The organism is Aeromonas sp. 602396, assembly GCF_049173735.1.
In the GTDB taxonomy this organism is placed as follows: Bacteria; Pseudomonadota; Gammaproteobacteria; order Enterobacterales; family Aeromonadaceae; genus Aeromonas; species Aeromonas veronii_A.
Map to the genome: position 1 here is coordinate 132840 of NZ_JAAKSD010000010.1, position 25379 is coordinate 158218.

The following is a 25379-nucleotide window of genomic DNA, read 5'->3' on the forward strand; positions in this document are numbered from 1 at the left end:
CAGGTCATCTGCCCGGTCGTTACACGGCGACATCAACATGCGTTGGTAGATACCAGCATCGCCCCTGTTGTTCAGATTTCCTAGATTATCGCGATCCCGGCGCTGAAAATGAATTTTTTGTTGCACATAGCGCCACCCCTTTGACCTTGGCGGGGCAGTTACCCACAATGCGCTCATTCTGGTATATACCAAAAGGAGCGAAGTCATGACCCATATTCTTGCGGCCCCCGCCGCCGTCGATTACCTGCTGCTGACCCCGGGCCCCCTCTCGACCACCGCCACGGTGCGCGCCGCCATGCTGCAAGACAGCTGCACCTGGGATGCGGACTACAACCAGGGGGTGGTGGAGCCCATTCGCCGCGAGCTGGTGCGGCTGGCAACTGGCCCTGAATATCAAAGTGACTACAGAGCTGTGCTGCTTCAGGGGAGTGGCAGCTATGTGGTGGAGAGCGTGCTGGGCTCGGCGATAGGCATCGATGAGTGTCTGCTGATCATCAACAACGGCGCCTACGGCGCCCGCATGGGGGAGATGGCCCGCTGCCTTGGCCTGCGTCACCATGAGCTGGACTGCGGCGAGACCACCCGCCCGGAGCCCGCCGCCATCGAGGCGATGCTGGCGCGCCACCCCGAGATCACCCATCTGGCCATGGTGCACTGCGAGACCACCACCGGCATGCTCAATCCGCTCGATGAGGTGGCTGAGCTCTGCCAGCGCCGCGGCATCCGCCTGATCGTCGATGCCATGAGCAGCTTTGGCGGTATCCCCATCGACATGGGACGCCTTGGCATCGAGTTTCTTATCAGCTCGGCCAACAAGTGCATTCAGGGGGTGCCGGGTTTTGGCTTTGTCATCGCTCGCCGCGCCGCGTTGGCGGCCTGTGCCGGGCGCGCCCGCTCAGTCTCCCTCGACCTGCATGCCCAGTGGCAGACCATGGAGCAGCAGGGGGGCAAGTGGCGCTTTACCTCGCCCACCCATACCGTGCTTGCCTTTGCCCAGGCCCTGCGCGAACTGGACGAAGAGGGGGGCATCGCCGCCCGTCATCAGCGTTACAGTGAAAATCAGCGCACGCTGGTGGCGGGGATGGCTGCCCTCGGCTTTGCGCCGCTGCTGCCAGAAAAATGGCAATCCCCCATCATCACCGCCTTCTACTCTCCGACCCACCCTGACTACCGCTTCGCCGACTTCTACCAGCGGCTCAAGGCGCAGGGCTTTGTCATCTATCCGGGCAAGGTCTCGCAAGCCGACTGCTTCCGTATCGGCAATATCGGTGATGTGACCCCAGAGCGGGTGCGCGATCTGCTCGCCGCCATGGCCAGCGCCTGCTACTGGCAGGGGGACGCGTGATGACCAGCATGGCGCCTCACGGTTGCGATCAGCACGACCATAAGCTGCACGGCAGCGGCCGCGCCGACAGCGAAGGGGATATCAACCTCGGCGAGGGGCGCTCACGCTGGTGGGCAGGTCAGAGCGAGGCGGTGCAGGCGGGATTGGCGGAGGATAGCCGCTACTTTCTCCATCAGGCCCTCTCCACCCCCTGTCTCGATCTGCTTGAGCGCACGCAGGGGAGCTGGCTGACCAGCGTATCGGGCAAGCGTTACCTCGATTTTCACGGCAACAGCGTCCATCAGCTGGGCCACGGTCACCCCAGGGTGGTGGCCGCGGTGCAGCAGCAACTCGCCGATCTGCCGTTCGCGCCCCGCCGCTACACCCATCAGGTTGCCATCGACTGCGCCCGCACCCTGGCTGAACTGGCCCCCGGCGATCTCAACCGGGTACTGTTCGCCCCCGGCGGCAGCGAGGTGGTGGGGATTGCCCTGAAGCTCGCCCGTTTCATCACCGGCAACAGCAAGGTGGTGTCCCTCTGGGATGCCTTTCACGGCGCCTCTCTCGATGCCATCTCGGTCGGCGGCGAGGCCTGTTTTCGCGCCGGTATGGGCCCATTGATGGCCGGAGTGGAGCGCATCCCGCCCCCCACCCGTTATCGCGGCGTCTGGTATCGCGGGGAGGGGGATGACCTGCACTACGCCGATTATCTGGAGTACGTCATCGAGAAGGAGGGAGGGATCGGCGCCTTTATCGCCGAACCTATCCGCAACACCGATGTGCAGGTGCCCTCGAAGGCCTACTGGCAGCGGGTGCGGGAGATCTGCGATCGCCACAAGGTGTTGCTGATCGTCGACGAGATCCCCAATGCCCTGGGCCGCACCGGCCACTGGTTCAGCTTTGAAGAGTTCGGCATCGAGCCTGACATCATTTGTCTGGGCAAGGGGCTGGGGGGCGGGGTGGTACCGTTTGCGGCGCTCATCACCCGCGACCGTTTCAATCAGGCCGCAGCTATTTCGCTCGGTCACTACACCCACGAGAAGAGCCCTATCGGCTGCGCGGCGGCCCTCGCGACCATCGCTACCATCCGCGAAGAGGGGTTGCTGGCAAAAGCGCAGGAGGATGGCCGTTTTATGGCGGCCGAGCTCGGCAAGTTGGCCGAACGTCACCCGCTGATCGGGCAGGTGCGCGGTATCGGCCTCCTGTGGGCGCTCGATCTGGTGGTCGATCACCAGAGTCGCACCCGCAATAGCCAGGCCGCCGAGCGGCTGCTCTACCGCTGTCTGGAGCTGGGGCTCAGCTTCAAGGTCTCCCAAGGGAACGTCATCCAGCTCTCGCCACCGCTCAATATCGCCCGCGCCGATCTGGTGCGCGCCATTTCCATTCTCGATCGCGCATTGGGCGAGATCGCACTTTCACCGAAACAGGAACACCACCATGACTGACTTGCAGACTGCCATCCACCCGACCACCGACGTGGAGGCGCTGATCCTCGACTGGGCCGGTACCGTCGTCGACTTCGGCTCCTTCGCCCCCACCTCCATCTTCGTCGAGGCCTTAGCCCGCGCCTATGACTTTCCCGTGACCCTGGACGAAGCACGCCAGCCCATGGGCCTTGGCAAGTGGGATCATATCGCCGCGCTGGGCCGTCTGCCCTCGGTGGATGCGCGTTGGCAGGCCCGCTTCGGCCATCCTATGAGCCACGCCGAGGTGGACCACATTTATCACACCTTTATGCCGCTGCAGATTGCCGCCGTGACCCGCTTTGCCGCCCCCATCCCCGGTGTGCTGCCGGTGCTGGACGCTCTGCGGGTGCAGGGGATGAAAATCGGCTCCTGCTCCGGTTATCCCCGTCCGGTGATGGAGGCGCTGGTGCCAGCGGCGGCCGATCACGGCTACCGCCCGGATCACTGGGTCGCCACCGACGATCTCAAGGCTGGTGGTCGCCCCGGCCCCTGGATGGCGCTGGCCAACGTAATTGAGCTGGGAGTGAGCGCGGTGCATCGCTGCATCAAGGTGGATGACGCCGTGCCGGGTATTCGCGAAGGGCTTAACGCGGGCATGTGGACGGTGGGGCTGTCTGTTTCCGGCAACGAGTTTGGCGCCACCTGGGAAGAGTTTGTCGCCATGAGCGAGGCGGAGATCGCCGCCCGGCGCGCACCGGCCGAGGCCAAACTGCGGGCGGCGGGGGCACACTATGTGATTGATACCCTGGCCGACATCGCCCCGGTTATCGCCGATATCAACCGCCGTCTGGCCGCTGGCGAGCGGCCGTAGGCCATCTGCTTGGTCTAACAAAAGCGCTTGGCTGGCTTTAGATACAACACGCCCCCATCCGGGGGCGTGTTGCATTTACAGGGGGAAGCCGTGCGCGGTCAGCGGATATCGACCCGCATCAGGGGAGAGGGGGCGTTGTCGACAAAATGGTGCCAGATATGGTCGTAGAGTGCCTTCTGGCCGGGGAAACTCACCAGCGCCTTGGCCTCGGCCAGGGAACACCAGCGATATTCGGTGTGCTCGTCGTTGAGGATCACCGCCTGATTGGGCGGGCAATAGATCACAAAGACCGGCACCACCTCCACCGTATTCAAGCTCGCCTCGTAAAACTGTTCCAGATACTGGCCGTTGTAGAGCTCTGTGACTCGGATACCCGTCTCTTCGCCAAACTCCCGAATAATGGTCTGCCAGCCAGTTTCACCCGCCTCCACCGTGCCCGCCACATGGCACCAGAAGCCCCCCTTGACCCGTTTCATCACCAGCAATCTGGTTTCGCCATCGACAGTGGTAAGGGCAACGCCAGAGACGGCCTTGCAGCGAATGGGGATCATGATCTTCTCTCCGGGGTTGGGCTCTGCGATACCCATGAACAGTGTGAAGGCGTGTTAATTGAAATACGCCTCGGCGGGTAGGCCCATGACCTCTATTTCATTCAGGCCATTTTTGGCCAGATAGTTGGCCACCAGATTGAACCCCACCCAGTAACCGGCATATTTGGGAAATGGCCGGTTATCACGGCAGTAGAAAAAGTCTAAATAGTTGAACTGCTTGCTGGATAGATAGGGCGTCATCTCTGCCAGGAGCGATTGCCAGTCATGGTGATGAGACTCCTTGAACAGCGAGGGGAGTGTGCCACCATTGAACCTCTGCTCAAAGTAGCAGGCCAGTCCTTCAAAAATCAGGTTTTCGGCCAGTGTTTCTGCTTCCACCTTGTTCTTCTTTTGCACGATATGGTGGACTTCGTGGGCCAGCACGGCAGGCAATTCGGTGATGATCACCTCTTTGATATCAGGCCGTTCCAGATCAAGCTGGAGTTCTATTCGATACATGTTGATGGCCCAGCCACCGATACCCGAGTCGGGAGCATCCCCCTCGGCAAAAGGACTGAAGGTGACATCCAGTTGGGAGAGATCGAACAAGGCATTCAGTTTGTGCGCCGTCTCGGCAAAAACGTGCCTAATGGTGTCATCGAGCCCATCGAATTTGCCCGAGTCGTTTAACAGGGTGAGTTGCATTCAGACATCCTTGTCTATTGAAAGAGAGTGCTGAACCACTTACGTGGTCGCGGCGCCATATCACCACGATTACCCTCCTTCAATCAAGGGGTTACCCGCCCATTATGCTTGCCGTCTGGATCGCCTCGATCAGTGCAGCCCGGTTGATGCGAGGGCGCTCGCCATCGAGCAGTTGCTGCCACAGCGCAATGGCCTGGCTGTAGCGACCATGCAGGAAGTGATCGGAGGCGAGCAGCATCAGGGCGCTTACTTCCCCCGCGTCCTGCTTGAGGGCGCTCTCCAGCAGGCGGGTTGCCTCGGGAGTCAGCTGCTGGCCCGCCTGATAGTAGAGCACGGTGGCTTGGGCGGCTTGAGTCGCCGCGCTGGCGCCCCCCTCCAGCAGAGCGAGACGCTGGTAGGCGAGCAGGGCGTTGTCATATTCGCCCCGATAGAGATAGAGCTGGCCGAGCGCCGCCCAGCTGTCGAGATCGGCAGGATTGCGCTGAAGTTTCTGATGCAGACTCCCCAGCTCCTTGTCCTGCAGATCCCGCGGGCTCAACCCCGCCAGCGGATCGGGACGGGATGTATAAGCCTGCCACGCCTGATAGCGGCCGCTGCTGAGATAGCCAGCTGCAACGGCTACGCATGCCATGATGCCAAGCAGCAACAAGGCCCACCCGTGCCGGTTATTGCGGCCGCGATTGTCATGCTGGTTGGCCAGTTGCGCGCGCAGGGCCAGCTCAGCCGCCGGGATGGTGTTGGCCAGGCGGGCGGCGCTCAGCTCCCTGTAGAGTGGTTGGTCAGGGGAGAGGCCCACTTGTTCTCCACGCATGATCAACAGATTCAATTCGCTGCGCGGATCGGCCGCGGGTTGATGGATTGACTCATCGATTACCTTAACGACAGGGATGGGTTGCGCCTTTGTGCGTGTCAGGCGGCGAAACAGGATCAACAGCGCCAGCCCCAACAGCAGCAGGGGACCGCCCCACAGCAGCGCCGTGCTGGCCTTTAAGGGGGGATCGTAGCGGACGAAATCGCCGAAGCGCTCCGTCATGCGGGCGATCACCTGCTCATCGCTCTGTCCCTCGTCCACCCAGCGGTAGACCTCTAGCCGCAGATCTCGGGCGATGGGGGAGTTGGACTCTACCAGATTCTGGTTCTGGCACTGGGGGCAGCGCAGGGCGCGGGCCAGCTGTTGCGCCCGATTTTGCAGCTCGGGGTGGCGAAACTGATAGGTATCGACCCCGCTGGCATATGCAGTGGCACTCAGCAGCATGCCGAGGGCCAGCAGGGCGCAGGCAAGAGAACGGCACGTCATGGCTGTGTCTCTCGAGCTGATATTGCAATAGACGGCGCAATAGATGGCGCAATTGCGGGTGCCGTTGTGGCGGCCTTCATTTGCGCGTCAGTTCGCGCCTTGTCGAGCAGGGGGGCAAACTGGCGTTGCCAGATCCCTCTGGTGAGTTCGCCGGTGTGGCGGGCGAGCAGGGCACCATCGGCATCAAACAGATAGGTCTCTGGCGTGCCGTAGACGCCGAGCTCCAGCGCCAGTTTGCCGTCGGGGTCGGCCAGCACAGCGCGATAGGGGTTGCCCGCCAGGATAAGCCAGGCGCGGGCGGCATCCCCCTTGTCCCGGTAGTTGAGGCCGTAGAGGGGCACGGTGCCCGCGAGCTCGCTGAGCAACGGATGCTCGGCGCGGCAGTTGACGCACCAGCTGGCCCAGACGTTGAGCACGAAGGGCTCCCCCTTGAGGCTGGCGGTCTGGATCGGACGTCCGTCCAGCAGATTGTCGCTCTGCCACGCAGGCAGGGTGCGCCCGAGCGTCGCCTCATCCTGGCTATATGGATTGTTGCCAAGGCCGAGCCAGAGCAGGGCGCCGAGGCTCAGGGTCAGCAGCAAGGGAAGAAAGAGGCGCAGGCGGGATCTCATAACGCCTCCTGTTCGAGCCGGGGATGGGAGGTGCCAACCGCAACGGGGCGGGAGGCAAGCAAGGGGCGACGGGCGAGCAGACGCAGGGTGCCGCCTGCCATCATCAACAGGCCGCCGAGCCAGATCCAGCGCACCAGCGGCTTGTAGTGCAGCCGCATGGCATAGGCATCTGGCCCCATCTTCTCACCCAGCACCACGTAGAGATCGCCAAACAGTCCCCACGCGATGCCCGGTTCATTCATGTTCATGGTGCGCACGCTGTAGTGGCGCCGCTCTGGCGTCAGCCGCGCCACCTCTTTATCGTTCTTGTGCACGCTAAGCGTGATCCGCTCGGCGGTATAGTTGGGGCCGATCACCGGCTCGCGCCCCTCATAGCGAAACTCGAACGCGCCGAGCTGGTAGGGTTGGTTGGCACCGAGCACTGTGCCCCCCTCCTGACTGTGGTCACTCACCTGCGCGATGCCAAGGGCGCACACCGCCACCCCAAGGTGGGCCAGCAAGCTGCCAAACCGATTGAGGGTGAACTCGCGCAGCAATGTCGGTTGCATGAGCGGGAGTAACAGACTGGCCATCAGCCAGAGGCTCACCATATTGGCGAGGATGCCAATCCAGCTACCGGAAAACGATCCCTGTTCCAGATAGGCAAGGCTAAGCAGCCCGCCGCCAAGCAGCCCAAACAGCGGCGGCAACAGCGAGTTGAGCCGGGAACCTGCCGCAAGCTGCTGCCAGCGCAGGCGCGGCAGCTGGGTCATCAGCCCCATCAGGCAGAGGGCCAGCGGCACGAAGATGGTATTGAAATAGGGGGCGCCCACCGACAGCGAGCCCAGATGGAGCGACTGGAACACCATGGGGTAGAAGGTGCCGAGTAGCACGCTGGCGCAGGCCACGCAGAGCAGCAGGATGGCGGCGCCGAGCAGCCCCTCTTTTGACAGCAAGCCAAAGCGGGCATAGGGGGCGCGAATGTCCGCCCGCAGGGCAAACAGGGTGAGGGCGCAGGTCAATAGCAAGCCGAGCAGTAACAAGAGGGTGAGGCCTCGGCTGGGGTCGACTGCAAAGGCGTGCACCGAGGTGAGCACCCCGGAGCGCACCACGAAGGTGCCGAGCAGGCTCAAGGCGAAGGTGAAGATGGAGAGCAACAGCACGGCGTGGCCGTAGGCGCCGCGCTTCTCGCAGACAATCAGGGCGTGCAGCAGGGCGGTGCCGAGCAGCCAGGGCAAGAGGGAGGCGTTTTCTACCGGATCCCAGAACCACCAGCCGCCCCAGCCCAGTTCGTAATAGGCCCACCAGGAGCCCAGCACTATGCCGGCGGTGAGAAACACCCAGGAGCCGAGCGCCCAGGGGCGGCTCCAGTGGGCCACGGCGCCATCCAGTCTGCCCGAATGGAGCGCCGCCATGGCGAAAGCGAAGTTGACTGCAAAGCCGACGTAACCGAGATAGAGCAGGGGCGGGTGGATGATAAGGCCGATATCCTGCAGCATGGGGTTGAGATCGCGCCCCTCCTGCGGCCCCGGAAACTGGCGGTCAAACGGGCTGGAGAAGATCAGGGTATAGAGGCCGAACAGCCCGACAATCAGCCCCATGATGGTCAGTACTCGAGCTGTGATCAGCGGATCGACCCGCTTGGAGCAAAGGGCCACCAGGGCGCCCCACAGCCCCAGCGCAAACACGAAGAACAGCATGGAGCCCTCGTGGCCGCCCCACACGGCCGCCAGCTTGAAGCCCAGCGGCAGGGCGCTGTTGGCGTGCTGGGCCACATAGCTGACGGTGAAATCATCTTGGCCAAAGCAGCTGGCGAGCAGCAGCAGGGCGGTTAACAGCAGGATGGCATTGATTAGCGCCAGCGGCGTGGCGCTGCGCAGTAGGGTCGGGGAGGCGAGCCGTAATCCCAGCCAGGGCAGTGTGCCCTGCAGCAAGGAGAGTGCCGCCGCCAGCAACAGTGAGAGATAGCCGAGCTCCGCCAGCACATAACCTCCGGTTCAATCTTTGATCTCATTCATGTCATGACACACACGCCGCGTCGTCTCCCTTTGGCGGAGAACATTGCCAAGCAACGGGTGTGGCATCACCAGAAATTCATTGGGCCAGCAACAAACCAGCGCCAGTCACCCAGGGGTGGCTGGCGCTTATCCCCAGTTTCAATAACCGGTTCACGATCCGTCGTGAGAGGTCGTCAGCAAGGTAAAGAGCAGCGCAGGAACCGGAGTGTATGTGAATACATGAGGATTCCGAGCAGCACATGAGCCTTGATCACGGCCTTGCAACAGGAGCGTGAACCGGTTTTTAAACTACCGTCATCTGGCCGGCGTAGAGCACGAAGTAGCGCAGCAGCAGGATCCCCACCAGTGTCAGGCTGCAGACCAGCACCAGATGGCCGTTTCGCTCCCGCAGGGGGGCCGGGGTCAGCAGGGCCAGCAGCTGGGGCAGCAGCATGCCGAAGCCCACCACCCCTATCCAGAACACCTGAGCCCAGAAGCCGCTGCCGATGGCCGCCCACATCGCCACCTCTTTCTGGCCGCCACCGAAGTAGAGGCCGGTAAAGAAGCAGACCAGCAGCAGCACCTCCACCGCCAGCACCGGCCGCTCGAAGCGATGCACGAAGCTCACCCCCTGGCTGTGGTGGTTCTCCTTGAAGAGCGTCACCGCCAGCAAGATGGTGGAGGCGATGCCGGAGCTGATGCCCGAGACCAGAAACAGCACCGGCAACACCGGGTTGTTCAACAGCGGATAGGTCTTGAGCGCCGAGAGCAGAAAGCCGGTGTAGGCCCCCAGCAGTACGGCGAGCAGCAGCAAGAGCGGCGCCAGCAGCCGTTCGATGCGGGCGAGCAAGCCAATCAGCCCATCCACAAATGCGAACTTCTCTTTCAGCAACCGGCTGCGCATTGTCTCGATCTCGGTGCGAAACACCACCGCCAGCCAGGCGAACAGCACCGCCATATAGAGCTGAAACAGCATGACCCCCATCGACATCACTGAGTCGAACTGGTAGTGGAACATCAGCTTCCAGAAGGTCCAGGGGCGGGCCAGATGGAAGATAAGGATCAGCAGCCCCAATATCACGCTCGCTGGCGCCAGAATTGCGGTCGCTTTGATGATGCCGCTCTCGCTGCCTGCCCCCTTGCGGCGCAACAGCACCGAGAGGGTGGTGGCCCCGGCGGAGATGCCGAGCAGAAAGAGATAGATAGCGATGGGCCAGTCCCAGACAAGGGAAGGGAAGTGAAATGCGTCATGCAACATGATCCATTCCTCCCTCTGTTACTGCGGTAGATGGCGATCGGACAAATCCCCAGACAAGGGAGGGAAAATAAAATGCCGCTTGCATGGTCATGACGTTATCTCCCCTTTGGGCACGCGGTACATCTTGGGTGAGGTGCCGAGTGCCTGCTTGTAGCGATAGGTGGTCTCCTTCGCCAGCCGTTGGGCGATGGGGCTGTCCGGGTCATCCAGATTGCCGAACACCAGCGCCTTGGTGGGGCAAGATTCGACACAGGCGGGCTCCTTGCCCGCCGCCAGGTTGGTCTTGCGGCAAAAGTCGCACTTGTCCGCCACCCGGGTGACCGGGTTGATAAAGCGCACCTGATAGGGGCAGGCGGCCAGACAATACATGCAGCCGACGCAGAGATCCGCGTCGACATCGACGATGCCATCCTCCTTGCGGATATGGGAGGCGCCGGTGGGGCAGACGTGGACGCAGGGGGCGTTGTCGCAGTGCTGGCAGGACTTGCGAAAGAAGCGGTACTCGGCGTCGGGAAATTCACCGACCGGGCCTGAACGGATGATCTCGAGGCGCGAGACCCCTTCTGGCACTTTGTTGACTTCCCGGCAGGCATCCATGCAAGCGGTGCAGCCGATGCAGGCCGTCTCATCGTGGATCATGCCATAGCGGATCCCGTCGATGGTCTGGCTGTGGGCAAGGGGGGTGGCAAGGGAGCGAGTCGGCCCCGTCATCATGATAAGGGCCCCCGCGCCCATGCCCGCCATAAAGTCACGGCGAGAGCAGTTCATGAGGCCTCCTTGCCGGTAGCCGGTTTGGACTGCTCCTGCCGGGCCTTGCTGGCCTCATGCTGCTTGCTGTGGCAGTCGACGCAGAGCTTGATGCGGGATTTTTCCGGGATCCCCACCATGGGCTCCTTGGCCGGATGCAACTGGTGACAGCTGGTGCAGGTGAGCTTGGTGGCGTGCACGTCGTGGGCCCAGAGCGCCTCGCGCAGCTCTTTAGGCTCGTGGCAGCTCATGCAGACTCCATTCTGCTCGCTGATGGGATAAAGCTTGATGCTCTCTTTATCCTTCAGGCTGTGGCTAAAGCGCATCACATCCTTGACCCCTTCCCGGTGCTGGGGGTAGGGCTGGCCGTGGCAGTTGGTGCAGGTCACCGGCTTGAGGTTGTTGGGATTGGTCGCCTGACCATGCTTGCCGTGCATTCCCTCGCTCTGCTCCTTGTGACAGTCGGTGCAGGCCTTGTCGGGATTGCGTAAAAATTCCACCTCATGTGTAGCTGGTACAGGGGCTGCTGCCGGCTCGGCCGCCTGACCCTGCAGGCTGGTGAGCAGCATGGCTGCCATCAGCATCAGTCGTAAGAAATCCATCGTTAAATCACCCATAGGAAGCCTCCATCCGCTGCGGGCCTGGTCTGGCCGGACCCGCAGGCGCCGTTACTGTGCCAGCCGTCCGGCCGCTTTGGCCTCGGCATCCCAGGCGGGGACCGTGGTCTTGAGGAACTGGGCCTTGTCGCTGTTGAACTGTTTCATATCCATGCCAAGGGCCGCTTGCGCTTTCTCCTTGGTGGAAATGTCGGGGATGGCGATTTCGTGGCTGATCCCCTTGCTGGCCAACAGGCGTGCCAGCTTGGTGCGGGCGTCAGCGGCTTTATCCAGCGCGCTGCCAAGTACCTTGAGGGCCACTTCGGGGGCGTGCATCTGCACCCCGTGGGAGGCGATGGCGTAGTCCCAGCGCCACTGGGCGTGACGGATGTCCTGCAGAATATCCTTCATCTCTGCCTCGGTGGCGCCGGCATCCCAAGCCGCCTTGGCTTCAAAGTGGGCGTGTACCAGCTGCTTCTCGACCTTCAGCTTGGTCTCGATCACCGCCTCTTTGCGCTGCTTGACGATCCCTTGCAGCATCTCCTTGCTCTGGGTGTGGCAGTTGCGGCAGGTCTGCTCGAAACGATCGAAGGGGTTGCCCACCTTGTGATCGGTGTAGACCTTGCCCTGCTCGTTCTGCACCTTGGGCATGTGACAATCGACACAGGCGACGTTGTTCTGGCCGTGAATGCCGGCGCGCCAGGTTTCGTACTCGGGGTGCTGGGCTTTCAGCATGGGGGTTTTGGAGAGGGCATGAGTCCAGTCGGCAAAGCCGATTTCATCGTAATAGGCCTCCATCTGCTCAACCGTGGTGCCCTTGTCCCAGGGGAATTTGACCGCCTTGGTGGGGCCGCTGAAGTAGTACTCCACGTGGCACTGGCCGCACACCTGGGACTGCTGATCAAAGCGCCCCTGCTCCTTGAACGGCTTGCCGATGGCGGTCATGGCCCGATCGGCATAGGGACGGGAGAGGTGCAGGGCCGGTTTGCCCTCCTTGAACTCCTTCGAGGCGGTGTCGTGGCAGTCGGCGCAGCCGATGGTGTTGACTACTTCCGGCCCACCTTTTGCCCACATCCCCTTGAAGTAGCCATCCTCACCCTTCTCGTCGATGACGCGGGCCACATCCGGGCCTTTGCAGCTCCAGCAGGCCATGGGCAGGGGGCCATCTTCGGCTGTTTTCGGGGCGCCGGTACGCAGGGTTTCCCGTACATCGGTCAGCGCATAGAAGTGACCGCGCGGCTTGTTGTAATCCTTGGCGAAGGGGTAACCGCCCCACAGCACCACCATATTGGGATCTTCCGCCAGCGCATCGGTGCGCTCCTTGCTCTCGCTGGTGGCTTGCCAGCTGGTGAACTGATCGGCGTGCTCCTTGGCGAACAGCTCGCTGCGCGCCTCTATCTTGCCCTTGGTGGTTGCTTCATCAGCCAGTGCCCAGCCGCTGGTGCCAAGGCTGGTAGTCAGCAGCAGGGCGGCGAGGCCCAGCTTGATCTGTCTGTTGCGTGAACTCACGATCATCACTCCCTAATCGATCTCATTGCCAGACCTGACAGTTCCATCCTGGATGTGGGCATTGGTTCGCCCCCGCCAAGCAGGAGCAGGCAGGCCGCTTCATTGTTATTAGTGAATAAAACCCATGTTTTTATGCGATTGCTCGAGTTGGATATTACCAAATGGGTAAAAAGAATGATGATTTATCAGAGGGGGGCTTGCGCTAGATCAATTACCGAGAGCACCAACAGACAGAAATGAGATCCCGGTTAAATTATTAAGAAAGTCAGAATATTGGAAGTGTAATGAGTCTCTGTGGCGGGACGGAGCGACACCTGAGGTATGCCTGTGTTATTTGGCAAGGCATGCAGGGTTATCTGTCATATCAATTATCTATTTATGGGTATAAAAATAATAAATGAATAAATATTCTTTTTTTGAGAGGGCTGTCGGTTACAGTCTGTACGGGCCGGGCGTTCCGCCGATGGGCGAGATGGTCGGCAACATCAATGAGAGAAGCCGGCAATGCCGGCTCCTCTCAGGTCTTATCGTGATCAGATACTGTTTGGGTTGCAGCCCCAAAGGCATGGTGGTGAACCAACGAATACCCCGGCTTCGGGGTTTACACCAGCGGATATGGTCACGCTCATCTTATGCCAGAGCCTGGGCCAGCAGATGAATGGGATGCTCGCAGCGGAAGCTGGTGCTCATCTCGATCTGCCATTTGCAGGTCTCGCAATCGGTGATCACCAGATCGGGGGAGAGGCGGTTGATTTGATCAAACAGCCCCTCGCCGATGGTCTGGCTGGTCTGGTAGTTTTCGGACTTGAAGCCGTAGGTGCCGGCGATGCCGCAGCACTGGGACTCCAGCACCGTCACCTTGACCCCGGGAATGGCGCGCAGCAATTCGAGGGTGTAGATGACGCCCCCCATTTTTTCCATGTGGCAGGGGGTGTGGTAGGCGATGTGCAGATTGAGCGGCTTCATCGCCGGTTTGTTGCCCTTGTAGAACTCGTTCCACAGGAAGCGGGTCACCAGCGAGATGCGATCCCGCACCTTGTGGTTGTCCTGCTCCAGCAGGTGGGGATATTCATCGCGCAGGGTAAAGCCGCAGGTGGAGGAGGTGGCCAAGAGCGGCATCTCGTTGCCCAGCAGGGAGTTTTCCATCTGCTTGATGTTGAAGGCCGCCTGTTGCTTGGCCTTGTCCATGAAGCCGTTGGCAATCAGCGGCACGCCGCAGCACTTCTCCCGCTCAAGCAACTGCACACCGATGTTCATGGCGTTGAGCACCTGTACCAGCTCCTTGCCAAGCTGCGGGTGGTTGTAGTTGACATAGCAGCCGTGGAAGTAGGCGATCTGCCGCGCAAAGCTGGCCTGAGTCTCTTTCTGCTTTTTGTACCAGCCGCGGAAGGTGCCTTGGGAGTATTTGGGCAGATCGCGGTGGGATGAGACCCCCAGCGCCTTGTCCAGCACCAGCTTCATCGGCTTGAGGCCGGTGGTGAAGTTGACCACCGGCGCCATCAGGGTAGACATGCTGCCCATCAGATCGGTGTGGGAGAGCACGAACTCGCGGATCCCCGGTTTGAAACCGCTGTACTGATGCTTGGCCTTGGCGATGATGTCGCCGATGCGCACTCCGCTCGGGCAGGCTACTTCGCAGCGTTTGCAGTTGGTGCAGTGCTTGAGGGCGCTATCGAACAGCTCGGGGCTCTTGATGCGCAGCCGCTCGCCATCCGGGCCCGCCTGTTTCGGGCCGGGGTAGGCGGGGTTGGCCTTGGCCACCGGGCAGTAGGCGGTACAGACAGTGCATTTGATGCACTGATCGAAAGTTTGGTTGGCATGATCCAGTAGCATGTCAGTTCTCCTCCCGGCGATGATGAAGACACGGGATATGGGACGTAGTAATCATTGGGCCGCGCCCAGAATATGGCCGGCAGCCTGCCAGCCGGTGGCAACGGCAACGCCGGAGCCGGAACCTTCACGAATTGGGTCGTAATGGGCCAAGACACTGCCCGCGCCATAGAGGTTGGTGAGCGGCTTGCCGCCACGCAGCACTCTGAGCTTGTCGTCGGTCTTGACCCCGAAGCCCATAAAGGGGTGGTGATCGAACAGGCGGCGACCGGCCCAGGCATCGCGTTCCTCCAGACTCAGCACATCGGCATCGAAGATGGGCTCGCGAATGCCGCGCAGACGGGACTCCAGCCCACGGCTGAAGAAGCTGCCGGAGGCGAGCACGAAGTTGTCCGCTTCAAACAGCTGATCATCGCCATTCTGGGTATGTACGCCGACCACCCGGTCACCGTCGTAACGGGCGCCCAGCACCCGCTCGCTGGTGAGGAAGGTGCCACCAAGGGCCATAAAGCGGCGCTTGAGCGCCTCCTGCATTCTCATTCCGATCAGAGACGGCGGCATGGTGGCCACCTCCTTGATGGTGCAGCCGGTACGCTGCTCCAGCTCCGTCAGACGCGGGCCTACCAGCCCCAGCGAAAGACAGGCGGGCAGCACGATATGGCGGCAACCGGGTACACCGCTCTCCTGCACCATGCGGCTGATCTCGCGGGCCAGATCGGCCACCAGATGGTGCTTGTCACACAGGCGCGCGATATCGGCTGAGCGAAACTCGTGGGGATTGCGGCTGAATTCTGCCAGCTGGGGCAGGCGGATTTCGCCGGTCAGAATGCGGCAGTGGGCAAAACGCGGATGGGTCGCCAGATTGGCGGCAGCCAGTGCCGGATGAAAGTCGCGAAAGCCCTCGAGGGTGGCCAGCAGCAGTACATCCGGGATCGGTGCATCGGTGACACAGGCGCAGGTATCGGGGGAGAGCCAGGTGCGCTTGAGGGTACCGATGGGGGTCAGGCGCTGGTGATTGGTCTCGTGGCGAACCAGCGGCAATCCCTGTTCGGCGCAGTGGCGCTGCAGATCGGCCAGACTTGCCTCGATATTTTGCATTCCGACTTTGCTGTAGGGGTGATCCGGATGGGCAGCCATAAAGGCGGGCAGGGCGGCGCGGGGATCTCCCTCGCTTTCGAGCAGATCGACCGAGCCGGAGGAGAAGTGCAGGGCACTCTGGCCGGAGGCCATCAGCAGGGTCTTCTGGCCCGCCTCTACTAGCCGCAGGGCGGCCGAGAGTCCCGCCATGCCACCGCCGATAACGATATTGTCAAACTTCATGACGGCTCTCCTTGTGAGTGGTCTCGCTGGTTGGGTCGCGTGGGGTATCGGCGACCAGCTGTGGCGCCGTCCATTCCCCCAGGCCAAACAGCCCTTCGTAGATCCAGTAGGTGAACTCGGCCTCGCGCAGGGCATCGCCCCACAGAACGGGGCGGGTTCCCTTGTAACGCTCCTCAAGGAACTGGCGCAGCATGACGCAGGCCTGACGGCCATCGGCCTTGCCGTACTCCTGCATCAGACCGGCGGCGCGGTAGGCGCAGAGCTCGCCCTGACAGGGGCCCATGCCCAGACGGGTGCGGCGGCGCAGATCGATGAGGTTGTCCACATCCAGCTCGCGCAGGGCGTATTCGATTTCACCTGCGGTGACCATTTCGCACTCGCAGATCAGGGCGTTGGCCTTGGGATTGTCACGGAAGAAGGCGATGACCCGCTCGCCGTGGCGGTATTGGGCGGAGCCTTCGACCGGCACCGAGAGACCGGGAGCGGAGACCTTCTCCGGATCCCGCGAGCCAGGCAGGCTCAGCTCGGCGGTCTGGCAGGGTTTGTTGTTACCGAGTTTCTTGGCCAGCAGATCGGTGGCCCACTCCGCCATCAGGCGGTAGGTCATCAGCTTGCCGCCGGTGATGGTGTTGAACCCCTTGAGACCATCGCGCTCGGCGTGATCCAGCAGCACGATACCGCGACTGATGTTGCGGCCGGTGTCGTCACCGTCCACCGCCACCAGCGGGCGAACGCCTGCGTAGGCGCGCAGCAGACGGGTGCGGGCCATGATGGGAGCGAGCTTGATACCTTCGCGCAGCAGCACCTCCACCTCTTCGGGCTCGACGGTGAGCTGGTCAATCTTGTTGTAATCGATGCGACTGGAGGTGGTACCGATGAGGGAGATGGTATCGCCTGGCACCAGAATGTCCGCATCCGCCGGTTTGCGGGCGCGGTTGAGCACCAGCTGGTTGATGCGGTAATCCATGATGAGCAGGGAGCCCTTGGCGGGGAACATGCGGATGCCGAGATCAGCGTATTCGCAAATTTGCTGGCCCCAGATGCCGGCTGCGTTGATCACCTCCTGACACTCCACCTCGAACGCTTCGCCGGTGCGGGTATTGATCGCCTTGACCCCGTGCACCCGATCTTGCGTGCGCAGCAGCCCCAGCACCTTGCTGTGGGTGAAGATGCGCGCGCCATGCTCTTTCGCGTCCAGCACGTTGGCGGCGGCGAGGCGGAACGGATCGACCGTGCCATCCGGCACATGGATGGCGCCGATCATCGCCGGGTTGGCGTTGGGCTCCATGCGCAGGGCTTCACCGGGATCGAGCTGGCGGGTTTCGATACCGGCCTGGGCGCAGGCATCCATAAAGGTGGTTTGGAAATTGATGTCATCTTCCGGCAGGGTGAGGAAGAGGCCGCCCGTGTCCTCGACACAGTGGCTGGCAATCCGCTTGAGGATGCGGTTTTCCTGGATGCATTCGCGGGCGGACTCCTGGTCCGTCACCGCGTAGCGGGCACCGGAGTGAAGCAGGCCGTGGTTGCGGCCGGTGGTGCCGGCGGCGATATCATCGCGTTCGAGCAGGATGCATTCGATGCCGCGCAGTGCGCAATCGCGCATGATGCCGGCCCCTGTGGCACCGCCGCCTATGATGACGACTTGTGTAGTTATTCTTTTCATTGTTGCCCGTCTCATCTCTTCCAGATGAGGCCAGTGTGGCCTACTTCTGTGTGGAAATGTTTGATATGGGCCAAATTTGCGTTCGCAAACGCTCATTTTCTCGCGCGTTAATGAGCATTATGTGACATTTGTCACGCTTGTTATCGCATCGGTTTGTGGGCTGGTGGCGAATTACAGGCACAAAAAAGGGGCATCGGATGCCCCTTGTCACTGTTTGACGAGTCTGGTGGGGGTGTGATGCGTCAGCCGCAGCACTTCTTGTGCTTTTTGCCGCTGCCACAGGGGCAGGGATCGTTGCGTCCTGCCTTGAGGGGCGCCGGATCCTGCTCTCCCTCGGTGTAGACCCAGCGCCCCTGATAACGCACGAAGCGGGAACGCTCATGGAGGCAGTGACGCTCATCCCCCTCCAGAAACCAGGCTTTGAACTCCACCATTCCGGTTTCATCCTCCGGGCCGCCCTGGCTGGCGATGATCTCGAGACCGTCCCAGCGGGTGTCGATGCGAGAGAGCTCTTTGGCGGTGAGGCCGCCAAGGTGGGCCGGGTGCCAGCTATGGACCAGATACTCCCCCAGACCAAGCACAAAAGCACTGTAGCGCGAGCGCATCAGCTGCTCCGGGGTGTCAGCCACCGCGCCACTGTGACGTGAGCCACAGCACAATTCGAGAGAAAGGGTTGAGCCGCAAGGACAAAGATTCATGATTTTCACGTTCTGGCCGATTTGTTTAAGGGAATTGTAACGAAAGCTGGGCTCGCCCTGCCAGCACCTATACTGATGGGTAAGCAAGGAATTCCAATAAAAACAGCTGCAAGGATGTGAAAGATGACGCTAAAACAGAAAATCCTGTTATTGGGTGCAGTACCCGTGCTGCTGATGGCCCTGGTGGTCAATCTCAGTAACTACATGGTCTCCAAGAGCGACCTGGAGTCTGAGCTGGTGGTGGCGAGGGAGAATGCCATCAAGGAGCGTAAAGCGCTGCTCAGCAGTTACATCATGATGGCCAAAACCGCCGTCGATGCCGTTTATGCACAGCCGGATTCTCCGGAAAATCGTCAGAAGGTCAAAGAGCTGCTCAGGCCGTTGCGTTACGGCAGCGATGGCTATTTCTTTGTCTATGACTTCGAGGGCAATACCATATTGCTGCCTACCCGTGCCGAGCTGGAGGGAAAAAATCGCTGGAACGACAAGGATGCCAAGGGCAAGTTGCTGATCCAGGACATTATCAAGGTGGCCCGTCAGGGGGATGGCTTTGCCGAGTACTGGACGGCCAAACCTTCCATTGGTCGTGATGCTCCCAAGCTCGCCTACAACATTGCGCTCGACAAATACCAGTGGGTTATCGGTACCGGTTTCTATATCGATGACATCGACAACGAGCTGGCGGCCCTGCGCGCCGAGCGCGAAAGCAATATGCACGAGTCGCTGCAGAGCAGTGTGCTGGTGATCTTGCTGATCCTGGGTGTCACCCTGGCGGCGACCGTGATCGTGGGGAATCGGGTTACCAAGCCGCTGGCTGATGCCGTGCTGGCATTGAACGATATTGCCAATGGTGACGGGGATCTCACCCAGCGCCTCAAGGTGCAGAGCGACGATGAGATTGGCCAGCTGGCCAGCGCCTTCAACCGCTTTGTCGAGCGGATCCAGTCGGTGGTGAGTCAGGTTGGCGAGACCAGTAACCATCTCTTCACCGCTGTTGACAAGCTGCACCATCTGAGCGAGCACTATGACCAGCAGATGCATGGCCATAGCCGGGAAACCGATCAGGTGGTGACTGCGGTGACCGAGATGAGCTCCACTGCCCAGGAGGTGGCGGCCAGTGCTTCCAACGCGGCGACGGCAACCAGTGATGCCGCCCGTGAGTCCGACGCAGCTCGTGGTGTGGTCAGTACGGCTATCAACAGCATCAACCGACTGGTGGGGGAGGTGCATACTGCTGCTGGCGTCATCGCACAGTTGGCCCAAGAGACCGCCAAGATTGGCTCGGTGGTGGAGGTCATTCGCGGCATTGCCGAGCAGACCAACCTGTTGGCGCTGAATGCCGCTATCGAGGCGGCCCGTGCCGGTGAGCAGGGGCGCGGCTTTGCGGTGGTGGCGGATGAAGTGCGTTCGCTGGCCGGTCGTACCCAACAGAGCACCAAAGAGATCAATGAGATGCTCCAGCGCTTGCAAGGGGGGGTGAAGCAGGCGGTGGATGTGATGCAGGCGAGCGAGGATCGCAGTCAGGAGACGGTGCAGGAGGCAAGCCATATTGCCAGCTCCCTCGACAGCATGGTGATGGCGGTCAGTACCATCAACGATATGAATATCCAGATCGCTACCGCCGCCGAAGAGCAGCATGCGGTGTCGGAGGAGATCAACAAGAACCTGGTAGCGATCCAGCAGATCGTCAGCGAGCTGACCGACGCAGCCATGGAGTCCAACAGCACCACCCGCGATCTGGCCAATACCGGTGACAAATTGCGCAAACTGGTCTCCCAGTTCCGTTATTGAGCCCGACCATCTCGGTGATATTCACTCAACAATGCGGTCTGAACCCCGGTTCAGACCGCGCTTTATTTGGGGATCGAGCAATAATGTGTGAAAATCGGTGGCCCCAGTTTCAGCCCTTAATCCATACCCTATGAATGAGATCGTGAAAGGCAGTATCGATTTGATCCGTCAGCTCAACTATGGCCTGGTCTATGCCAGTCTGGAGGAGCACAAGGAGCTGTCGCGCACCGATCTCTCCCGCCTGACCGGCCTCTCGCCTGCCAGCATCACCAAGATCACTCGTGAACTGCTCGATGGTGGTCTGGTGGTGACCTGTGGCGAAAGTTCGGTGGGGCGCGGTCGTCGTCAGACCCTGCTGCGCATCAACGAGCGCCGCTTCCAGTTTCTCTCCATGCGTCTTGGTCGTGGTTACGTGGATATGGCGCTGTTCGACTTTTCAGGCCGCTCCCTGGCCCGCCATCGCCACCTCTTTACCGAGCTTGAGCGTAACGACCTGCTGGGCAGCTTAGTACATGCGATCCAGGGGTTCTTGCCGAGAAAGTCCCTCAATCTGGCCTGTATCGCTCTCTGTCTACCCGGACAGGTAGAGCGTCACTCCGGTATGGTCAAACATTTCCCCTTCTATGATCTGCGCAACTGGCCGCTTGGGCCGACCTTGCAGGAGGTGTTCTCGGTACCTGTGCTGGTGAGTGGTGATGTGCGCACCTGGATCCAGGCAGAGCGGGAGTGGGGGGCCGCCAAAAATTGCGCCGATGCGGTGCTGGTGTTTGTCCACAACGACATCGGGGTTGGCATGGTGGTCAATGGCCAGCTCATCGAGAGCGAGAATGCGCTGCTCGGGGATCTCAGCCACCTGCAGCTCGAGCCCTATGGCCAGCGCTGCTACTGCGGCGGCTTTGGTTGTGCCTGCACCCTAGTGACCAATCAGGCGCTGGAGGCGCAATACCGGGATCTGCGCGAACGGATGCAGGAGCACGACTTGCCCGAGAGCGTCACCATCCGCGAGCTGTGCGAGCTGGCGCTGGCGGGCAACGGCCTCTGTCAGGATATTCTCCATCAGGCGGCGGGCCGCCTCTCCAAGGTACTCTCCAATCTCATCTGCCTGCTTAATCCGGGCAAGCTGCTGCTGGGGGGCGAGATCACCCGTGCCGATCGGCTGCTGTTCCCCATGCTGCACCAGTCGCTGGCCAGCCAGTTGCCCGCCGAATATCTGGTTCGGCTGCAGATTGAATCCACCCACTTCTACGAAGATCCCACCAAGCCCACCTCGGTGCAGGTGCACAAGGCGCTGCGCGATGGCAGCCTGTTGCTGGAGCTGCTGCGCAGCTGTCAGGAGTCGTAAGACAAGAGGAGTTGGCGCAGTGTCTGGCGAAAAGGGCAGGGATTGCTGTTCCGCCAGCGCGTAACTCGGTACAATCTTGCGCTTTTCCGGCAGTCCCCCTGTTATCGCGCCCTGTGGCGCCGTGACATGTTGGCACCGCTGCCGTTCCTGTTTTGACTCCAGTTGTGAACCTAGATGAAGCCTGTTCCTGATCACGCCGTCAACCGCCTGCGGGCCTGGCGCAAGAGTATCTCTACCCGACCGTTTCTTGCCCGTGGCGGCACTCTGGCCCGCTGTCCGGCCTGTCAGCTGCGCGAGGATTGGTGTGCCTGCGAGTGGCGCCCCGAACTCAAAGCAGAGGCAGGTTTCTGCCTGCTGATGTATGACAGTGAGCCGATGAAACCCTCCAACACCGGTCGCCTCATTGCCGATGTGTTGCCGGACACTACCTGGGCGTTTCTCTGGTCACGTACCCAGCCCCATCCCGAGCTGCTGGCCCTGCTGGCCGATCCAGCCTGGCAGCCCTATGTGGTCTTTCCCGCTTGCGAGAAGGAGCCTGCCCGCCTGACCGGCGAGGTGACGCTGGCACCGGGTAAAAAACCGCTCTTTATCCTGCTCGATGGCACCTGGCCGGAGGCGCGCAAGATGTTCAACAAGAGCCCCTATCTCGACGGATTTCCGGTGCTGGCCATCAAGCCCGATGCGCTCTCGACCTATGGGATGCGGGTGGCCAACTGCGACGAGCACCTCTGCACCGCCGAAGTGGCGGCCTGCGTGCTGGAAGTGGCGGGGGAGCTCAAGGCGGGGCAGGCATTGCAGCACTGGTTCAATCTGTTCAGCAGACGCTACATGGCCGGTCGGGTCAGCCGTTTCCCCGGTGCCGATGAGGATCATCTATGTGAGGCGCTGGCGGCCATCAAGGAAGCGGAAGTCCCGTCACCCGCGCTGTAACGGGCCCTCTGAGGGTTGGGGCAGGGGCGTGGCCGCTCAAATTAATGAAAATCAGGAATCAATTGGCTGCCACTGTTTCGTTAGATTCATGGTCAGTGGCCCGCTAGGATAGCGGACAGCCTGTGCTCCCCGCACAACGTCGTTTTGGTGTTCTCCGGTTGCCCAACCCCTTAGGGCAACCCACTCTCGTGAGGTCTATGGATGGAATTGGAACTGGTTACCCTGTTTGCCCTGTTCGGTGTAGCGCTTGTCGCCGGCTTTATCGATGCCATCGCCGGTGGCGGCGGTCTGCTGACGGTGCCAGCGTTGCTCGCCACCGGCATGCCGCCCGCGCTGGTGCTCGGCACCAACAAGCTGCAGAGCAGTTTTGGCTCCTTCTCCGCCACCTGGTTCTATGCCCGCAAGGGGCTGCTGGAGTGGGCCATGATCTGGCCTGCGGTGATCTGCACTTTTATCGGTGCGGCTATCGGCACGCTGGCGGTGCAGACCATAGACGCCGCCATTCTCGAGCGCCTGCTCCCTTTCCTGCTGATGGCCTTTGCCTGCTACTTCTACTTCTCGCCGCGGGTAAGCGATGCCGAGAGCTCCCGCCGTCTGACTCCCATGCTGTTTGCGTTGCTGGTGGGGGGCGGTGTCGGCTTTTATGACGGCTTCTTCGGGCCGGGCACAGGTTCTTTTTTTGCCATCGGTTTCGTGGCGCTGGCAGGTTTTGGCATGGCGCGGGCCACCGCCCACACCAAGCTGCTCAACTTCACTTCCAACATCGCCTCCCTGCTGTTTTTTGCCCTCGGTGGCAAGGTGGTGTGGAGTGTCGGCTTCTGTATGGCGCTGGGGCAATTTGTGGGCGCCCGTTTTGGCTCCAAAATGGTGCTGAAAAAAGGGGTGAAGCTGATCAAGCCGCTGCTGGTGACCGTCTCCCTGCTGATGTCCGCCAAACTGGTGTGGAGTCAGTATCCCGAGCTGTTTGCCTGGATCTGATGTGCGCCTTGCTTGCCGCATCGCAATTGTTAACGGGGCCCTTGGGCCCCGTTGTCATATCTGGTGTTTTACAGCGCTAGCGCGGTGTATCGCTGCAGTGGCGAAAGTGTTGGTGCAGGGCGCTCACCAGCCGGGCAATCCGCTCGCGCTTTAGGCTGTTTGGCCGGTAGACCAGATGCAGGGGGCGGCCCAGCCCGGGCAGTGGGCGTGCCATCTCCCCCTGTTCTCCCACCAGTCCCAGCAGGCCAGCGGGGAGCAGCACAGGGCCAATACCTGCCTTGGCGAGTTCGATGAGCGCCAGATAGGAGTCGAGCTCCATGGCGGGTTCCAGCCCCAAATCAGCCAGCGGTTCGCGCAGGTAGCGGTTGGAGGGGTTCTCCAGATCCATGGTGAGGATCTTGCACCTGCTTTCTGCGCTGGCTGGCGGCAGGCTCTGCTGCCCCTCGCCAACCAGATAGAAGGGCTCTTCCAGTAGCAGATCTGCGCCGAGGCCATGGCCGGGTGGGAGCCGACCGGCGCAGATGCCGAGCAGGGCATCACCGCTGCGCACCCGCGCCAGAATGACCGGCGTGTGGTGGGTAGAGAGGGCAAGGTGGGGATCGTGCTCCAGATAGTCGCGCATGAAGTGGGCGAGATAACCCGCCAGCAGGGTTTCGGAGCAGGCGATGGGGAGAGGACTCTGATCCGCCAGATCCTGACTATCGGCAAGCACCCCTTTCATTTCGGCCAGACTCGGGGCCACTCGCTCAAGCAGCTCCTTGGCCTGCGGGGTGAGGCGGATCTGGCGCCCCTCCGGCTCGATCAGCTTCTTGCCGAGGCGCTGCTCCAGCTGGGCAATCCGCTTGCTCACCGCCGACTGGCTGATATAGAGGCGACTGGCCACCTTGGCCATGGTTCCTTCACTTGCCAGTAGGCTCAGCGTCTCCAGCCCTTCCAGTAACATCTCGCCCCCTTGTTTATCGCCATCAGGATCGTCACAGATTGATCAGCGCTACCTTAGGGGCTGACTGGCTCAGGAGCAAGGGTCGTTTGCTGCCTTGGCCGGTCGAATGCGCCATTCGCTCAAGGGCGGCGCGAAGATCACCAGATTGCCGATCAGGCTCACCACCACTCCGGCCACCGAGACCGGCTGCCAGACAAAGCCTTCATAGAAGGTGGAGAGGGTAAGCGCCACCAATGGAAAGAGCACGGTGGCGTAGGAGGCCTTGCTGGCACCGATGCGCCCCACCAGCGTCAGATAGGCGGTAAAGGCGATCACCGAGCCAAACAGGGCGAGGTAGACCATGGCCACCAGATAGTGGCCATCGGTCGGCACCACCAGCTGTTGGCCTAGCAATATGACCCAGCCCAGCAACAGCACCACGCCGTAAACCATGCCCCAGGGCACCAGTTGCAGTACGTGGTAGCCATGGCGTTGGCCCCGTGCCGAGACCAGATTGCCCAGCGAAAAGCAGAGGGTGCCGCCGCAGGCGAGCAGCAGCCCCTTCCAGCCGTTTGCACCCAGTTGCGCATCCGCCAGCACCGGCCAGAACAGCAGCAGGGTGCCAAAGAGCCCCAGCAAGGAGCCTTGCAGCCAGCGCAGGGTGGGGCGCTTGTTCTCGAACAGCCAGAGGTTGAGGCCGTTGAAGATGCTGGCACTGGCAAAGATCACCGCCGACATGCCGCTCGGGATATAGCGGGTGGCGTGGTAGAAACAGAGAAAATTGGTGGAAAAGAGCAGGGCACCGAGCAGCGCCGCATAGCGCTGGCCATGCCACGGCAGGCGCGGAAAGCGGCCGCTGGCGGTGAGCAGGGCAAACAGTGCCACCGCAGCCAGCAGGAAGCGGTAGAGCACCGACACCTCGATGGGGATGGGGCCAAGTTGCCAGGCGATGGCAATCCAGGTGCTGCCCCAGATAAGCACGGTGGCAAGATAGAGCATCAGGTTCATCACTGTTCCGGTGAGTCAGGGAGAGATGACCCACTATGGGGCAAGCCCTGATGGCTGGATTGCACCA

22 protein-coding genes are annotated in these 25379 nt (G+C 61.4%); 7 read left to right on the top strand and 15 right to left on the bottom strand.

Annotated elements, in window-relative coordinates; genetic code table 11:
• Positions 1–205: 205 nt before the first annotated feature.
• Genes phnW through phnX form a run of 3 tightly spaced genes read left to right on the top strand, consistent with a single transcriptional unit; the run spans position 206 to position 3601 of the window.
• Positions 206–1345 carry a 2-aminoethylphosphonate--pyruvate transaminase gene (gene phnW, locus G5229_RS13395; RefSeq protein WP_421209273.1) on the top strand — a complete coding sequence of 380 codons (1140 nt, stop codon included), beginning with the start codon at positions 206–208 and terminating at the stop codon, positions 1343–1345.
• The gene (locus tag G5229_RS13400; RefSeq protein ID WP_421209291.1) at positions 1345–2769 is read left to right on the top strand and encodes an aspartate aminotransferase family protein; all 1425 of its coding nucleotides are present in this window, start codon (positions 1345–1347) and stop codon (positions 2767–2769) included. The genes phnW and G5229_RS13400 overlap by 1 nt, the downstream gene beginning before the upstream one ends.
• Entirely contained in the window at positions 2762–3601 is an 840-nt protein-coding gene (gene phnX, locus G5229_RS13405; RefSeq protein WP_421209274.1) for a phosphonoacetaldehyde hydrolase, read from the top strand. The genes G5229_RS13400 and phnX overlap by 8 nt, the downstream gene beginning before the upstream one ends.
• A 98-nt stretch (positions 3602–3699) precedes the next feature.
• On the opposite strand, the gene G5229_RS13410 is transcribed toward phnX, so the two are convergent.
• From G5229_RS13410 to G5229_RS13470, 13 genes are all read right to left on the bottom strand, one after another.
• Entirely contained in the window at positions 3700–4152 is a 453-nt protein-coding gene (locus tag G5229_RS13410) for an NUDIX hydrolase (RefSeq protein WP_376887967.1), read from the bottom strand.
• Positions 4153–4206: 54 nt separating this feature from the next.
• Positions 4207–4836 carry a DUF2268 domain-containing putative Zn-dependent protease gene (locus G5229_RS13415; RefSeq protein WP_421209275.1) on the bottom strand — a complete coding sequence of 210 codons (630 nt, stop codon included), beginning with the start codon at positions 4834–4836 and terminating at the stop codon, positions 4207–4209.
• Positions 4837–4927: 91 nt separating this feature from the next.
• Entirely contained in the window at positions 4928–6133 is a 1206-nt protein-coding gene (nrfF, locus tag G5229_RS13420) for a heme lyase NrfEFG subunit NrfF (RefSeq protein ID WP_421209276.1), read from the bottom strand.
• Positions 6130–6744: a DsbE family thiol:disulfide interchange protein gene (locus G5229_RS13425; protein WP_421209277.1), complete on the bottom strand. Its 615-nt coding sequence runs from the start codon at positions 6742–6744 to the stop codon at positions 6130–6132. The genes nrfF and G5229_RS13425 overlap by 4 nt, the downstream gene beginning before the upstream one ends.
• A complete protein-coding gene (gene nrfE / locus G5229_RS13430) occupies positions 6741–8708 on the bottom strand; it encodes a heme lyase NrfEFG subunit NrfE (protein WP_421209278.1) in 1968 nt (655 codons plus the stop codon). The genes G5229_RS13425 and nrfE overlap by 4 nt, the downstream gene beginning before the upstream one ends.
• A 316-nt stretch (positions 8709–9024) precedes the next feature.
• Positions 9025–9978, bottom strand: coding sequence for a cytochrome c nitrite reductase subunit NrfD (gene nrfD, locus G5229_RS13435; RefSeq protein ID WP_236272385.1), 954 nt, complete (start codon positions 9976–9978; stop codon positions 9025–9027).
• 87 nt (positions 9979–10065) lie between these two features.
• A complete protein-coding gene (gene nrfC / locus G5229_RS13440) occupies positions 10066–10746 on the bottom strand; it encodes a cytochrome c nitrite reductase Fe-S protein (protein WP_421209279.1) in 681 nt (226 codons plus the stop codon).
• Positions 10743–11342, bottom strand: coding sequence for a cytochrome c nitrite reductase pentaheme subunit (gene nrfB / locus G5229_RS13445; RefSeq protein ID WP_421209280.1), 600 nt, complete (start codon positions 11340–11342; stop codon positions 10743–10745). The genes nrfC and nrfB overlap by 4 nt, the downstream gene beginning before the upstream one ends.
• A gap of 51 nt (positions 11343–11393) precedes the next feature.
• Entirely contained in the window at positions 11394–12836 is a 1443-nt protein-coding gene (gene nrfA, locus G5229_RS13450) for an ammonia-forming nitrite reductase cytochrome c552 subunit (protein WP_421209281.1), read from the bottom strand.
• Between the two features lie 624 nt (positions 12837–13460).
• Positions 13461–14663, bottom strand: coding sequence for an anaerobic glycerol-3-phosphate dehydrogenase subunit GlpC (gene glpC / locus G5229_RS13455; RefSeq protein ID WP_236294136.1), 1203 nt, complete (start codon positions 14661–14663; stop codon positions 13461–13463).
• Positions 14664–14714: 51 nt separating this feature from the next.
• Positions 14715–15980 (bottom strand): glycerol-3-phosphate dehydrogenase subunit GlpB, encoded by a 1266-nt coding sequence (gene glpB, locus G5229_RS13460; protein WP_421209282.1) that lies wholly within the window; start codon positions 15978–15980, stop codon positions 14715–14717.
• Positions 15970–17643 (bottom strand): anaerobic glycerol-3-phosphate dehydrogenase subunit A, encoded by a 1674-nt coding sequence (gene glpA, locus G5229_RS13465; protein ID WP_421209283.1) that lies wholly within the window; start codon positions 17641–17643, stop codon positions 15970–15972. The genes glpB and glpA overlap by 11 nt, the downstream gene beginning before the upstream one ends.
• 242 nt (positions 17644–17885) lie before the next feature.
• Entirely contained in the window at positions 17886–18341 is a 456-nt protein-coding gene (locus G5229_RS13470) for a YchJ family protein (RefSeq protein ID WP_421209284.1), read from the bottom strand.
• Positions 18342–18464: 123 nt separating this feature from the next.
• Here G5229_RS13470 and G5229_RS13475 point away from each other — a divergent pair, with 123 nt between their 5' ends.
• The 4 genes from G5229_RS13475 (at position 18465) to G5229_RS13490 (ending at position 23382) form a co-directional block, all read left to right on the top strand.
• Entirely contained in the window at positions 18465–20132 is a 1668-nt protein-coding gene (locus G5229_RS13475; RefSeq protein WP_103251177.1) for a methyl-accepting chemotaxis protein, read from the top strand.
• Between the two features lie 130 nt (positions 20133–20262).
• Positions 20263–21474, top strand: coding sequence for an ROK family transcriptional regulator (locus tag G5229_RS13480; protein ID WP_164536668.1), 1212 nt, complete (start codon positions 20263–20265; stop codon positions 21472–21474).
• A 174-nt stretch (positions 21475–21648) separates the two neighbouring features.
• The gene (locus tag G5229_RS13485; RefSeq protein WP_216953485.1) at positions 21649–22404 is read left to right on the top strand and encodes a tRNA-uridine aminocarboxypropyltransferase; all 756 of its coding nucleotides are present in this window, start codon (positions 21649–21651) and stop codon (positions 22402–22404) included.
• Positions 22405–22605: 201 nt separating this feature from the next.
• Positions 22606–23382, top strand: a complete 777-nt coding sequence (locus tag G5229_RS13490) for a TSUP family transporter (protein WP_199415461.1) — start codon at positions 22606–22608, stop codon at positions 23380–23382.
• A 76-nt stretch (positions 23383–23458) separates the two neighbouring features.
• On the opposite strand, the gene G5229_RS13495 is transcribed toward G5229_RS13490, so the two are convergent.
• Both G5229_RS13495 and G5229_RS13500 read right to left on the bottom strand, forming a co-directional pair.
• The gene (locus G5229_RS13495) at positions 23459–24325 is read right to left on the bottom strand and encodes a LysR family transcriptional regulator (protein ID WP_421209285.1); all 867 of its coding nucleotides are present in this window, start codon (positions 24323–24325) and stop codon (positions 23459–23461) included.
• Positions 24326–24394: 69 nt separating this feature from the next.
• Positions 24395–25312: a DMT family transporter gene (locus tag G5229_RS13500; RefSeq protein ID WP_421209286.1), complete on the bottom strand. Its 918-nt coding sequence runs from the start codon at positions 25310–25312 to the stop codon at positions 24395–24397.
• Between the last annotated feature and the right edge of the window lie 67 nt (positions 25313–25379).